The organism is Pseudomonas sp. 15A4 (assembly GCF_016925575.1).
In the GTDB taxonomy this organism is placed as follows: domain Bacteria; phylum Pseudomonadota; class Gammaproteobacteria; order Pseudomonadales; family Pseudomonadaceae; genus Aquipseudomonas.
In genome coordinates this window covers 4,845,815-4,858,843 of the sequence record NZ_CP068986.1, presented here as the reverse complement: position 1 = coordinate 4,858,843, position 13,029 = coordinate 4,845,815, and the positions used below count along the sequence as shown (strand labels likewise).

General features: G+C 62.1%; 10 protein-coding genes and 1 pseudogene. All 11 read left to right on the top strand.

Going from position 1 to position 13,029, the window contains the following annotated elements; translation table 11 throughout:
- Positions 1 to 44: 44 nt before the first annotated feature.
- Positions 45 to 4,211, top strand: coding sequence for an AvrE-family type 3 secretion system effector (locus JN403_RS21545; protein WP_205484186.1), 4,167 nt, complete (start codon positions 45 to 47; stop codon positions 4,209 to 4,211).
- On the top strand, positions 4,211 to 4,648 hold the full coding sequence (locus JN403_RS25825) for an AvrE-family type 3 secretion system effector (protein ID WP_205484184.1): 438 nt from the start codon (positions 4,211 to 4,213) through the stop codon (positions 4,646 to 4,648). The genes JN403_RS21545 and JN403_RS25825 overlap by 1 nt, the downstream gene beginning before the upstream one ends.
- 132 nt (positions 4,649 to 4,780) lie before the next feature.
- Positions 4,781 to 5,794 (top strand): annotated as a pseudogene (locus JN403_RS21535) (transglycosylase SLT domain-containing protein); the annotation flags it as partial.
- Positions 5,795 to 6,827: 1,033 nt separating this feature from the next.
- Positions 6,828 to 7,862 (top strand): sigma 54-interacting transcriptional regulator, encoded by a 1,035-nt coding sequence (locus JN403_RS21530; protein ID WP_275900170.1) that lies wholly within the window; start codon positions 6,828 to 6,830, stop codon positions 7,860 to 7,862.
- 215 nt (positions 7,863 to 8,077) lie between these two features.
- Positions 8,078 to 8,986 carry a sigma 54-interacting transcriptional regulator gene (locus JN403_RS21525; RefSeq protein WP_172611489.1) on the top strand — a complete coding sequence of 303 codons (909 nt, stop codon included), beginning with the start codon at positions 8,078 to 8,080 and terminating at the stop codon, positions 8,984 to 8,986.
- Positions 8,987 to 9,156: 170 nt separating this feature from the next.
- Entirely contained in the window at positions 9,157 to 9,486 is a 330-nt protein-coding gene (locus tag JN403_RS21520; protein WP_163022184.1) for a hypothetical protein, read from the top strand.
- 53 nt (positions 9,487 to 9,539) lie between these two features.
- Positions 9,540 to 10,583, top strand: coding sequence for a harpin HrpZ family protein (locus JN403_RS21515; protein ID WP_205484180.1), 1,044 nt, complete (start codon positions 9,540 to 9,542; stop codon positions 10,581 to 10,583).
- A 41-nt stretch (positions 10,584 to 10,624) separates the two neighbouring features.
- The gene (gene sctI, locus JN403_RS21510) at positions 10,625 to 10,999 is read left to right on the top strand and encodes a type III secretion system inner rod subunit SctI (protein WP_065989211.1); all 375 of its coding nucleotides are present in this window, start codon (positions 10,625 to 10,627) and stop codon (positions 10,997 to 10,999) included.
- Positions 11,000 to 11,008: 9 nt separating this feature from the next.
- Positions 11,009 to 11,812: a type III secretion inner membrane ring lipoprotein SctJ gene (sctJ, locus tag JN403_RS21505; RefSeq protein ID WP_192174805.1), complete on the top strand. Its 804-nt coding sequence runs from the start codon at positions 11,009 to 11,011 to the stop codon at positions 11,810 to 11,812.
- On the top strand, positions 11,812 to 12,354 hold the full coding sequence (locus tag JN403_RS21500; protein ID WP_205484178.1) for a type III secretion protein: 543 nt from the start codon (positions 11,812 to 11,814) through the stop codon (positions 12,352 to 12,354). The genes sctJ and JN403_RS21500 overlap by 1 nt, the downstream gene beginning before the upstream one ends.
- A 37-nt stretch (positions 12,355 to 12,391) precedes the next feature.
- Entirely contained in the window at positions 12,392 to 12,973 is a 582-nt protein-coding gene (gene sctL / locus JN403_RS21495; protein ID WP_205484176.1) for a type III secretion system stator protein SctL, read from the top strand.
- The last annotated feature ends 56 nt before the right edge of the window (positions 12,974 to 13,029 follow it).

The window sequence follows — 13,029 nt, the reverse complement described above, 5'->3', positions numbered from 1 at the left end:
GCCTCGGCAGCCACACAGGCGGACGCTTCCATGGATGCCTGCTCATGCGTTTTGATAACCCGTTGCGATCGCTTCAACACTTCGGTGCCTCGGTCTTTCGCCGCCATGACGGCGCGCAGCAGCCTGCCGCCGGACCAAACCCCGGCGTTCCCCTGCAGCCGTTGGGCCCACCGACTCGTCTCGCCCTGGCGGTCAACGCGCAGGGGCGGGTGGAGGTCAGCGACAGGGCGACCATTGGAGGGCTGGACAACGAACAGCGCCTGTTGAGCGAGATCCTCAACAAGCCGGGCCAGTCGTTTGCCCATCATCCGGGCGGTCAGTTGATCGACGCCCAGGGCTTTGCCGTCAGAGCCGATGCGTCCGCGCATACCGTTCATGCCTATGTTGCTTCCAGGCCTCATCGCGCCGGCGGCACGCCGCCACCGATCCCCTTCGACAAAGGTCATCTGGCTCAGAAAAGTGGCATTTTCGAGGGCGCTGGCAGGGACGTCTGGACCCTTCATGACAAGCAGCTTTTCCGCTTTGGCGGCGACGCCAGCTGGCACGCCGCCGGACTGCCCGATGGCCACGAGGGCAAATTCAAATCATTGAGCCTTGATGGCAACGATGTCCACGCCCTCGATGAAGCAGGTGTTGTCTGGAAGCTGGGCGACAGTCAGCCAACGCGCGTGATGTTTGCCCATCCGGTCAGTGCGACGGCCGTACAAGGCAACGAGTTGCTGGGGGTGTCGACCCACGACGGGGCTGTTCACCTGGAGGAGCCGGAAGGTCGCTCCACGGAACTGACCCTCAACAACGCGCCGTTGGGTGATAAAAAAGCCGACAAGCCTTCAGCCATCGGTACCGCCGGATCCCATTTACTGATGGTCGACGGCGGCGGGCGTTTGTACAGAGGTCGGTTGCCGACTGGCGACCCGTGGCCGGACACACTGAATCTACAGCCCCATGCAGCGACGGAGTTGGCGATCGCGGAGTTTGGCAAGCTGACCTTCAGCGGTCTGTTCAATGACCAGGCCGGCAACTTGAACGCGCGGTTCAAGGACGTTCATGGCAAGGAGCACACCGCGCAATGGGACGCGACCAAGGGTGATTTCGTGCCGGGCTGGAACCTCAGTCAGTCCACGGCGGTGGTCAAGCAACGGAATTTGCCGACGCTGGTACCCGACGCCCACGAGATGATCCATCTGGACGGTGGCAGCGTGGCGCACAAAGACGGTCAGCTGCTGGTGAAGGACCCGAGAACCGACGAGTGGAGCAAAGGTTCGGAGTCGAATCTGCAAGACCTGCATCAGGGCAATGATGGCTTCGCCTATGTGGTCGACAAAGAAGGGGCGGTCAAGCGTCTGGCGGTGCAGGCCCAGGCGCTGTCGCGAACGATGGGCAGCGGCCCGGACCTCACCATCGGGCATGGCACCGAGGTGAAAGCGGGCGCGACACTTCGGGGCGCCCACGATGTTGTCGCGGAAAAAATCGCGGTGCTCAACGATGATCGTTACGTCACCCTGAGCGACGGACACCTGCGCGCCCACGACCAGAAAGGCACGCGCCAGGCGCTGCCGCCGTTGCCGGGCTTTGGCGACGACGAAACGCTGGGCATTCCGGATCCCCATGAGGTCGACCAACGTCACATCCAGGACATGACCATCGCGGGCGGCGATCTCTACGTGCTCAAGGCCGGCGCGCTGTTTCGCATGGCGGCGCAGCACTGGCAGGGCGGCAAGCAGGGCTTGGGGGTTCATCATCAGGATCAGTCCGCCTGGGAACTGGTTGAGCCGAATCTCCCAGCAGGTGTCTCGGTGGACAGCATTCGCACTGCCCCCGATGGGGCGTTGCTGCTGAAGCATGGCACCACCGAGCAGCAATTGGGTGCCGATGGAAGCCTGACTGCGCCTGCGCCGCAGGACGCCAAGTTGACCCGACAGCATGCCTTGCATCAACGCCTCGCCGATCGCGAAGACGCCTTGGGTCGGTTTACCCGCCACGGCAATCTCAAGGTCAACGCTGCCGTGCTGGGGCGGGCGAACATGGAAACGGTCACGCCCCGGGAAGCCACGCCCGGCCCGTTGAACTACCTGAGGTCGCACCTGCGCGTCGGGTCGGGCCTGCGCAAGCCGTTCGACAAGGCCACTCATGCCTTTAAGGGCCGTAAAGGTCTGGCGGAGGTCTATCAAACCGAATCGGCCATGCTGGCGCGACTGGATCAACGCTGGAGAACGAGGCCCACGTCCAGGGTCCCGGCGATGAGCGAGCGACTGGAGCAGATTCGCGGCAACGGCGCTTTCATCAAGAACCCCAAGGCTGACTTGCTCGCCGACGTCATAGAGCGAGCCACCCAAGCGGTTGCCGAAGACACCGAGCGGTTGCTGCGTTCGCTGGCCCAGGACCATGGCGTGCTGATGAGCGACGGGCAGGACAACCCGACCTTCACGCCGTCCAAACCGGTTGCCAATGACATGGTTGCCGGGCTGGCGCACTCCCTGGCGGTTTCCGGCGTGACCGGGACACCGCTGAACGGGTTACTTGAACAGTTGACGTCCCAGCGCTTTCAGGTCGGCCATCGCAAGCCCGAGGGTGATCGCGACCGTGGGGATGCGCAGGCGCTGGTCAAGGCGCGGCTGGCGCTTAACGCCGATGTGCTCTTTCAGTTGAATCAACAGCTTGACCTGCTCACGGCGGCCGCCCGCGAAGGCAATGCCTCGAACGCGCTGCTCGATGGCGTGGCAAATACCCTTGAGCAGACGTACGCCAAGGAATACGCCAACGCGCCGCTGAAGAAATACACCGACGCCGGGTTTCGCAGCCACACGGAACTTGAGGCCAGCTACGACGCCAGCAAGACGATGCTCAAATACTTCCGCGATGAAAAGCACCCGATGACGCAGAACCTGCGCGCCGGGATGGACGTCCCGTCCGCGCGCATGAGTGAAGAGCTCAGCACGGCGCTGCGTCAGCTCAAACCCCGGGAGAACCTGAAAATCAGTCGCAACTATGCCGGCAACGTCAACGCTGGCGTCAGCGGCCCGGTCACAGGACCTGCGTACCTGGGCGGACGGGTCAACGTCGAGCCGGAGCGTACTTACGGCCTGACCTTCACCCGGTACGAGCGCGGCCTCAAGGTCTCGATGAACCGCGACGGCGCCGTGGCCGGCGGCGGCAACATTGGCTTCGGCGCGGGCTTTGCCGATCACGCCGCGCCGAAACAGGACACCTCCTCCAACTTGATACAGAACGGCAGCTGGTTAGGCGTCAGTGCCGACCTCAAATACAAATACACCGAGAGCAACGCGCTGAGTTTTTTCGTGCGCGACGAGGACATCGAAGGCTTCGTGCGCGACCTGACCAGCACACCGTTGCAAAAGAGTGGCGACGCGCAGGGGGCGGTGGCCAGCCGGCTGCATCCCCTGTCTTTCCTGGATGAAAGCTCCGAGCAGGAAGTGCGCACCGGCACCAAGCACAACGCCGATGTGGACCTTAACCTTGGCGCCGAATACCGGCTCAATGCAGGGCAGATAGGCGCGAAGCCGGTCAAGGGCTTCTTGCGTGTCTCGGCAGGCGCCGTGGGCACCGCCAACCTGGCCAGCTACGAGCGAGAGCGGGTGGAAGGGCGCGGGTCGGACGGTTTGCGCACCGACATCCGCAGTGACAACAGGGTGCGTTTTCTGGAGAAGGGCGGCGCGACTGCCTATGCGCGGCTGTTCGATGCAGCCTTCAGCTCGCAGCCTAACCACGTGTTTCTGTCGGGCGGGGTACCGACGGGTGTCACTGCCAGCGTCGTGGTGGAGAACAAGACCGGCAAAGCGTTTGATATCCGTTTCAAGGACACCTTGCCGTTGCTGCCGGCGGAGACCAAAGCACTGGCCAGTACACTGGAAAAGGCGTTTCCGCTGATCGAGGCGCCCGACCTGTCGGGCAAGGACGCAAAGGCGCAACTGGATGCGCTGGCCTCGACCTACGCCAGGGTGACGATCCCGTTCGCCGAACCGTTGACCAATGCGCAGTACGCGGCGCTCAACAGCCTCAGCCAGACCCAGCGCCAGGACAGGGCGGCGGATCAAAACACCCGGCTGATGACGACCATGGATTTCACCACCAAACAGAGCAACGTCAACCGCATCGACCGCGCCAGCAACAGCAAACGCGCCACCGATCCGGTGCGCGCCTGGCTGGGGGGACGACCAACCCGGGCAACGCCGAGAGAATCGCCGGCCTGATGAGTCAGGACCCGCAACTGGCCGGGTTGCTGAAGGAGCTGCAGGACCGCCGGGGCACCACCCGGGCGGAGATCAAACTGGAAGTGACGGACGATGCCAAGGCCGAGATCGATCAACAGGCCATCGCCGGGACACTCACCGACGCCGGGTTGAAGAGGATTCTGGACAATGAGCAAAACCTGCGCATCAAGAGCATTTCGGTGTTCCGCAATGCGGCCAAGGAAGACTCGTTCACCTTGCCGGGGGTATGGACCAATTTTCGCAGCGGCAGCAACCTGAGTGTCGAGCGGCTGCGCGGCGAGATTACCTTCGACTACGCCGAGGCCCAGCAGGCACCTGTGGGCTACAAACTGGAAGGGCAGTTGACGGCCGAGCGCGACACGCCGTCATTGAGGGATATGGCGGCCACGGGGGCGGGCAGCTATCGGCCGACGTAACCCCAGCGTTCACCCGCTTCGGTCGGCGTTGTCAGCCCGGCCGAAGCGTGAACTTTCCGCGATTCAGCCCCTCGCCACGGAACCGTTCAGGCAGCCGTGCCACACAGCATAAACCTCTCAGGATGACCTCCCATGCCGCCTGCCTTCCGCCCGTATCCGGGCGCTTTGCGTGTCATTCGCCCGATGCGCATTGCTTCACTGACTGTCGCGATGTTGTGTACCGGTTGCCAGTCTTACGGGCCGCCCGAGGCAAGTACCGAACGCACGCCGCGCCTGGTGGCGGGGCTCCATCGCAGTGCAGAACCGGTGGCGTATTCACGGCCGACGCAACCCTATGACGGCAGTGATATCTGGCAGCGGATGGGACAGGATTTCCGCCTGGCCGACGACAACGGCGTCAACGAGCGCATCGTGCGCCAGCGCGACTGGCTGCTGGGCAATGCAGGGTTCATCCGCAATGCCAGTCAGCGGGCCAGCCCGTACCTCCACTTCATCGTCGAAACCCTCGATCAGCGCGCGATGCCGGCAGAGCTGGCCTTGCTGCCGATCATCGAAAGCGCCTACAACCCCAAAGCCAATTCGATCCGTAACGCGGCGGGGCTGTGGCAGTTCATGGCGGCCACCGGACGTGATTTCGACCTGCGTCAGACCGCCTGGTATGACGGTAGGCGGGACGTGGTGGCGTCCAGTAAAGCGGCGATGGATTACCTGACCCGTCTGCACACCCAGTTCGGCGGCGACTGGCTGCTGGCGATGGCGGCTTATAACGCGGGGGAGGGCACGGTGAGTCGGGCCATCGACGCGAATCAGCGCCGAGGTCTGCCCACGGATTACTGGCACCTCAGCTTGCCCAGGGAAACCCAGGATTACGTGCCGCGCCTGCTGGCGCTGTCGTTGCTGGTGCGCGAACCCGAGAGCTATGGCGTGAAGCTCAGCCCGGTGGCCAATGCGCCGTATTTCACGGTGCTGGAGCTGGCGCGGCCGGTGGACCTTGAGCGCCTCGCGGTCAGTGCCGGCATCGATCGCTCGGTGCTGTTGAACCTCAATCCGGCGTTTCTGCGCAAAAAAACCGCCGATGGACCCTCCCGCGTGCTGGTGCCCCGTGACCAGTTCGAGCAGCTTTCTGCCACCCTCGGCAAGATGACCGACGATGTCATGCCCGGTAACGAGGCACTGGCGGTCAGCACTGCTGCCGTCCCAGCGGGTACAGTTCGTCCCTGACACAACGCGTCCGCCAGGCGATTGTCCGCCTGGGGCCTATTTTTGGCAGCAATGAACCCGTCGTGTGTCGGCCCGGACACATTCCTGCTCGCCTGCTGTTCAGCCTTTCTCCACCCTCGGATCAGTCGGTTGGCACTTATTCACGCAATCAATTAACCCGAATCTCACCGAACTTTCGGGCGATGTGTAAAAGCGCTGATACATCGCGGCCGGTTGCCGCTGAAGACACAATTAGAAACATCCATGGCGGTGGGCGGATAAAGGCTGTGGGTTAATTGGCGTTGCCTGCGGAGCGATCATCCGGGACAGTGCGTAGTTGGATCCTATTATCCAGTCAGTGTCCACGCGCAGACCTTTGCTGTGCGTTTAATAGTCCGGATGAACAACGGCTTTTTGCCCGACCCGCTAGATTCAAGGGTTCTAGGCCTATACGCGAGAGTACAGTTAATGGCGTTCGGAAAACCGAGTTGAGACGGTCGGATTTCCGAACACAGGTAAACTAGCAGCGTTAATAACTAATCAATTAGGTTTAAATGTTTTGGGCACTTCGATGATTTTGCGAAGTGGTATATAAGCTCAATGAGGTGACGCGATATGAGGTGAGCGAGTTAGCGAGGTTTAGTAAGTGGTCCTTGGGTCATATATTTACAAAGTCGAGTTAAATCGCGGCCCTTCGATAGATACAGGTTTACGCATGCTTAATTAACAAGTTTGACGATTGACGGTGACGCGAGGGAAGGACCAACCTCGCCATTCAGTACGGAGTGCACCATGGCAGAGCATAACCCGCTGATTGTTAAGCTATTGTGATGCACGCGCCAGGCAGTCCGGGCCCTTGGCTCTCCCGCGTGAGTCATCGCCCAGTCGGGGGCAAGGGATAATTTGAAATAGCCGTTTGAATGTTTCGCAGATAATTAGTTGGTATCGTTCAATAAAGTCAAAGTGCTATCACTGAGGTATGTCTCGCGACGCCGGGGAACTAAAATTAATTATTGCTGCCTTTGGAATGCGTGGTATTAATAAATCGCTTGCCCCACTACAAGAGGTATCGATGAGAGAAGAAATCGATGTAAGCGACTGTCCGTGTCAGCCTGAAACTGTAGCGCTGGATATCCAGCAGATAGCATTGAATACCGCAAACCTGAGTATGGATTTGCTGCTGTGCGGGGAGACGGGAACAGGCAAAGACACGCTGGCCAAACGTATTCATGACCTGTCCGGTCGGACAGGTTCTTTCATCGGTATGAACTGCGCCGCTATTCCGGAATCCCTGGCGGAGAGTCAGCTGTTCGGGGTGGTGAACGGCGCGTATACCGGCGTCAGTCGGTCTCGGGAGGGGTACATCGAGGCGGCCTGCGGCGGCACGCTGTACCTTGACGAGATCGACAGCATGCCACTGAGTCTGCAGGCCAAGCTGCTGCGGATTCTGGAAACCCGAGGCATCGAGCGACTGGGCTCGACTGACTTCATTCCGGTGGACCTTCGGGTCATCGCCTCGGCGCAGCGGCCTCTGGATGAACTCGTGGAACAAGGGCTTTTTCGTCGCGACCTGTTTTTTCGGCTCAACGTGCTGACCATTCAAATGCCAGCCTTGCGCAAGCGTCGCGAACAGATCCTGCCGTTGTTCGACCAGTTCACCCAGGAAGTTGCCGCCGATTTCGGTTGCCCGGTACCCGAGCTGGATAATCGTCTGGTGCAGCTGCTCCTCAGCCATGCATGGCCGGGAAACATTCGCGAATTGAAATCCGCGGCCAAGCGTTTCGTGCTGGGTTTCCCGCTGCTGGGCGGCGATGCCCCTCCGGATCGCGATCAGGAAACGGGGTTGAAGACCCAGCTGCGGGTCATCGAAAGGATGCTCATCGAAGACGCACTCAAGCGTCACAAGCACAGCCTGGAAGCGGTGGTGCAGGAGCTCGACATTCCCCGGCGCACCTTATATCACCGGATGAAAGAGCTGGGCATGAACGATGCGCAAGAAGCGGCGATTTCGTAGGACCGGCTTCAGCCGGGAAAAGGCCAGTGTGTTCAGTATCAATCGTGTGGTGTAACGCCTGACGCCTTCCCGGCTAAAGCCGGTCCCACGAAAGCGAGTCCTGCCCAGCGTCTCACACATACCTGCCGCACCGAACGCGCTGTTTCGCAATGGACGCCTCGCAGCCAATCTCGCGCAGCCAATGTCGCGCAACCCTGAAATGCCAGAGGTCGTGGATGAGTGTGTACGAGTTATTCGATGAGCAACTGGAGGACGACCATCAGGTGCCGAACCTGCGCGTGGTCGCCCGCAGTCTCGGTCAGTTGGGGATCGACCTGTTGTTGTCAGGCGAAACCGGGACCGGCAAGGACACCGTCGCCAGCCGGATTCACGCGCTGTCCGGTCGCAAGGGCCGGCTGGTCGCGATGAACTGCGCGGCCATCCCGGAATCCCTGGCCGAGAGCGAATTGTTCGGCGTGGTCAGCGGCGCCTACACCGGCGCTGACCGGGCGCGGGTCGGCTACATTGAGGCCGCGCAGGGCGGCACCTTGTACCTCGACGAGATCGACAGCATGCCCCTCAGCCTGCAAGCCAAACTCCTGCGGGTGCTGGAAACGCGCTCCGTCGAACGGCTTGGCTCGACGACGCCCATTGCACTGGATGTCTGCGTCATCGCCTCGGCCCAGCGCTCCCTCGACGAGATGGTTGAACAGGGGCGTTTTCGCCGGGATCTGTATTTCCGCCTGAACGTATTGACCGTGACCCTGGCGCCCCTGCGCGAGCAGCGGGCCCGCATCCTTCCGCTGTTCGCCCGTTTCGCTGAGGCGGCGGCGCAGGAGTCGGGTATTTCGGTGCCCGAGACCACCGGCGTGCTGCGTCACGTCCTGCTCAACCATGACTGGCCGGGCAACATCCGCGAACTGAAATCAGCGGCCAAGCGTCATGTCATGGGCTTTCCGCTGCTGGGCGGGGAGTCCGGGGAGGAGGGCGAATCATCGGGGCTCAAATCGCAGCTGCGGGTGATCGAAAAAGCGCTGATCCAGGCCGCGCTCAAGCGTCACAACAACAGCGTCGAGGCCGTGAGCCAGGAGCTCGACATTCCCCGTCGCACGCTCTACCACCGCATGAAAGAACTCGACGTCTGACCTTCGCCCACCGCGCGGCTTCCGGCGACACAGGCTCGTCGACACGTCCCTGTCCGCAGCGTGCGTGAACATTCCGAATTTTATTGAGCCCCATGCGGAACCGATCCCGAGGTCCGGGCCACCCATTGGCACCAAGCACTTTCGCTGGTGATGACTCAGGAGTGTTCGACATGAATCCAATCTCAATGGTCGGTGGCTTCGCCAACAGCGCGATCAACGCGGGCGGGCAAATGACTCAGCAGGCAGCCAGCGCTGTGACCAACGTCAAGCAGGAAAACCAGATCACCGAGTCCGCCGCCCCTTCCAAGGCCGAAGCTGCACAAAACGCCGCTACCGAGAAGGCCGATGCAAGCCAGGCGCGCCTGATTGCCATGCAGACCGAAGCCGACATTCGCAAGCAGACCAACGACGTCCTCAGCGCCATCCGTTCCGGCAAGGAAGACAGCGCCAACAAAGCGATCAGTGCCGAGGCGCAGAACGCCAAGGGCATCAGCTACTGATCGGTCCGAGCGCCCTCTGAAAAAGGGGGCATCCACTTGAGGATGGAGGTCTCATGCTAAGTCTCAATGCCAATACCAATCCGCTGCAAAACCTGCACATCGGTACCGTGGTTTCCCAACCCGCGCTGGGCGGCGACAAGACCCCGCAGTCGCTGAAGGATGTCATCGATCAGCTCGCTCAGGCGCTGACCAAAGGCGGGCACCTGGACAAGGAGTCGCCGCTGGGCCAGATGGTCGGCAAGCAGATGGAGAAGAACAACCCGTTGGCGTCGCTGATCGGCGGCAATCCGGAGATGATCAAGGCTGCCCTGGGTGACCTGATCAAAGACAAGCTGGGCGAAAACTTTGGTGCTGCGGCCGATGCAGGCCAGGCAGGTGCCGGCGCGCCCGACCTGATGTCGCAGACCCTCAATGGTCTGGCCAAGGCGTCACTGGATGACCTGCTGACCAAAACGGATCAAGGCACGACCTTCTCCAAGGGCGACATGCCGCTGCTGGAAAAAATCGCCGAATTCATGGACCAGCGCACCGCTCAGGATCCGCAGAAATTCCCGGCGCCGGATTCGGGCTCCTGGAAGAACGAACTCACGGCTGAGGGCGACAATTTCCTCGACGGCAAAGAAACGGCTGCCTTTCGTTCTGCACTGGACTCGCTGGGCAGCCAGCTCGGTCAGGAACAGAACGGCCTCAGTGATGCCGGCGGCGGGTCGCCACTCGGCAGCGTTTCGCCCACCGATCCATCGGGCGGCGCTGCGCAGACCCCGAACAGCGCGACTCAGGACCTCGGCCAACTGCTGGGTGACCTGCTGCAGAAGGGCGTCAACGCCAGCGTCGGCGGCGGCCTCGGTACGCCGATGAACGATGCGTCACAGTCCGGCGGTGCCACCAATAGCGTGACCCAGGACCTGGGGCAACTGCTCAGCGGCCTGATCAAGAAAGGGCTGGAAGCTGAACAGAACGGTGCCGGCGTCAACGGCGCAGGCGGGCAGCCCAATCCGTTCGCTCAGCACGATCAGCAAAACATGCTGGTCCAGGCCGCTTCCGCCCTCGTCTCGGCACTGGTGGGCGGTGGTAACACCAGCAACAGCCTGTCCTGAACCCAGCCGCGACCCTCGACACCGTCTGCCGGAGAGCACCCGTGACCCTTTCCAATGTCAATCAACTCAAATCGCCGTCCACCGATCTTGAGCCGCGCCTGGATCAGGGATTGGTCAGCGGGCCTTCGCAGGCGGACGTCGATCTGTTCAATGCCGCCATGCGTCCCGAGCTGTCGATGCAGCAGAGTCATTTGTCGGAACAGATCGCCAGCGCGCTGTCGGAACGCCTTGGCGCCACCGACAAGCTTTCGCAGCAAGCCGCACGCAAGATGAAACGTGCGTCCACCACCGACGACCCGCTGGAAATTTCCCAGATGAGCCGGTCGCTGTCGCAGTATTCGCTGCAGATGGCGCTGACCACCAAAGTCGTCAGCAAGAGCGCTCAGGCCCTCGATAAACTGACCAATCTGCAGTAGAGGCATGCCGTGAACTACCTGACTGCGGGACTGATCTGCCTGATGCTGCTGCTCAGCGGGTGCAGCGATGACACGGACCTGTTTACCGGGCTGTCCGAGCAGGATTCCAACGACGTAATCGCCAGCCTTGCCGACCAGCACATCGACGCGCGCAAGCGCAGCGAGAAGACCGGCGTGGTCATCAGCGTGCCGACCGCCGAGATCAATCGCGCCGTGCGGATCCTCGATGCCGCCGGTCTACCGCGTCGCTCGCGCACCAGCCTGGGCGAAATCTTCAAGAAGGAAGGGGTGATTTCCACGCCGCTGGAAGAGCGCGCGCGGTACATCTACGCCTTGTCCCAGGAGCTGGAAGCAACGCTGTCGCAGATCGACGGCGTGATCGTCGCCCGCGTCCATGTCGTGCTGCCCGAACGCATCGCGCCGGGCGAGCCGGTGCAGCCTGCGTCGGCGGCGGTGTTCATCAAACACACCTCGGCCCTGGATCCCGACAGCGTGCGCGGGCGTATCCAGCAGATGGTCGCCAGCAGCATCCCCGGGATGTCCGGCGAGCCCTTGGATTCTAAAAAATTCGCCATCGTGTTCGTGCCGGCGGCAGAGTTTCAGGACACCGAACGGCTGGTGAATTTCGGGCCGTTTCTGATCGACAGCGCCAACCTCGACTTCTGGAATCGCATGCTGTGGCTCGCGCCGTTTGCCGCGCTGCTGCTGATTGCCTTGATCGTGTTGATCCTGCGCGGCGACTGGCGCAATGCGCTGTTGCAACGCATCGGCCTGCGCCGCAGTGCCCGGACGAGCATGCCGGTGCGGGCGTAATGTCAGGCGCCGAGGAGCACTGGATTCGTTGGTGGTGTGCGCCCTGGGAATGGGCCCATGCCGACTGGCTCAATGTGTTTGCCGACCATTGCGGCGTGACCCGCGAAGATTGCGCCGAGCTGCTCGGCACCCGACACAACGTCTTTCTGCACAGCGTCGGTGTGGTCCCGAGCCAACCGCCACCGCCCGTTGAATCGCTGATGCAATGGCTGCAACTGGATGAAGCGCAGCAGCAACGGGCGCTGTCTCTGGCGGGCCGAATCTGTTTCGGCCAGGGCGGGGAGGCGAGCGTTGACGACGCCGGGCAGGTGCATGAGCCCTGGTGTCGGGCGGTGGCCAAGGCGTTGCGGCCCGGGTTGTGGCTGGACGCTTCGGTGAGCGATGCGCGCCTGTTGCTTGCGGCGTGGGCGGGTGAGCCGTGCTGGTCGCGGCTGCGCCTGTCCTGGGCGCCGGATGCCCTGCCGCCGCCCGGCGCAGCGCTGCCCGAGAACAAGCTGCAAACCCTGTGGCACTCGGTGTTATGGCGGGTGACGACGCCTTGATGATTGCCGTTACCTCATTGTTTTTCAGGAGCTGAACATGCTCGCCAAGCGTCGTCTCGTGTTGTCTTCTTCCGCCGTGTTGGTCACCGACATCCTGCGTCGCGAAGACTTGGCCGGTACCGTGCTCGCCGCTGAAGTGCTGGACAATGCCCGCGCAGAAGCCGAGCAGATTCTGGCGGCCGCCCACGCCCAGGCCCAGCGCGAAAAGGACCAGGCGCTGGCGCAATTCTGGGACAGCGCCAACGGTTTTCTTCAGCAGCTGGAGCAGCAGCGATCGGCCCTGGCGCAGGAATCCATGAAGGCCGTGGAAACCTTGCTCAACGAGGCGCTCGCCGAGTTGCTCGACCAGACCACACTCGCTGAACGCACTCGCGCGCTGATGAGGAATCTCGCCGCCGGCCAGACCGTCGAAACCAGGGCCGTGCTCAGCGCTCATCCCGACATGCTCGACAGCCTCGGTGAGTGGCTGTCGGCCAGTCGCTTCGCCGATCACTGGCAGCTAAAAGGTGACCCGGTGCTGGCGCCGCAGACCTTGCGCCTGAGCGACGCCAACGGTGCGTTCGACATCGACTGGGACAGCCTGCGCCGTGGTCTTGTGGGATCGTCGGCGCCTTCATGAGTTTTTCTTGACCCGGTTGTGACGGTTCATGGAACCGGAGCGGCCGCAGGTTCCAC

What these genes read in the sequence shown, in the direction of transcription:
- JN403_RS21520 (WP_163022184.1), top strand. Translation starts at nt 9,157, where the DNA reads ATGAATCCAATCTCAATGGTCGGTGGCTTCGCCAACAGCGCGATCAAC.
- JN403_RS25825 (WP_205484184.1), top strand. Translation starts at nt 4,211, where the DNA reads ATGAGTCAGGACCCGCAACTGGCCGGGTTGCTGAAGGAGCTGCAGGAC.
- JN403_RS21500 (WP_205484178.1), top strand. Translation starts at nt 11,812, where the DNA reads ATGTCAGGCGCCGAGGAGCACTGGATTCGTTGGTGGTGTGCGCCCTGG.
- JN403_RS21530 (WP_275900170.1), top strand. Translation starts at nt 6,828, where the DNA reads ATGTCTCGCGACGCCGGGGAACTAAAATTAATTATTGCTGCCTTTGGA.
- JN403_RS21515 (WP_205484180.1), top strand. Translation starts at nt 9,540, where the DNA reads ATGCTAAGTCTCAATGCCAATACCAATCCGCTGCAAAACCTGCACATC.
- sctL (WP_205484176.1), top strand. Translation starts at nt 12,392, where the DNA reads ATGCTCGCCAAGCGTCGTCTCGTGTTGTCTTCTTCCGCCGTGTTGGTC.
- JN403_RS21545 (WP_205484186.1), top strand. Translation starts at nt 45, where the DNA reads ATGCGTTTTGATAACCCGTTGCGATCGCTTCAACACTTCGGTGCCTCG.
- JN403_RS21525 (WP_172611489.1), top strand. Translation starts at nt 8,078, where the DNA reads ATGAGTGTGTACGAGTTATTCGATGAGCAACTGGAGGACGACCATCAG.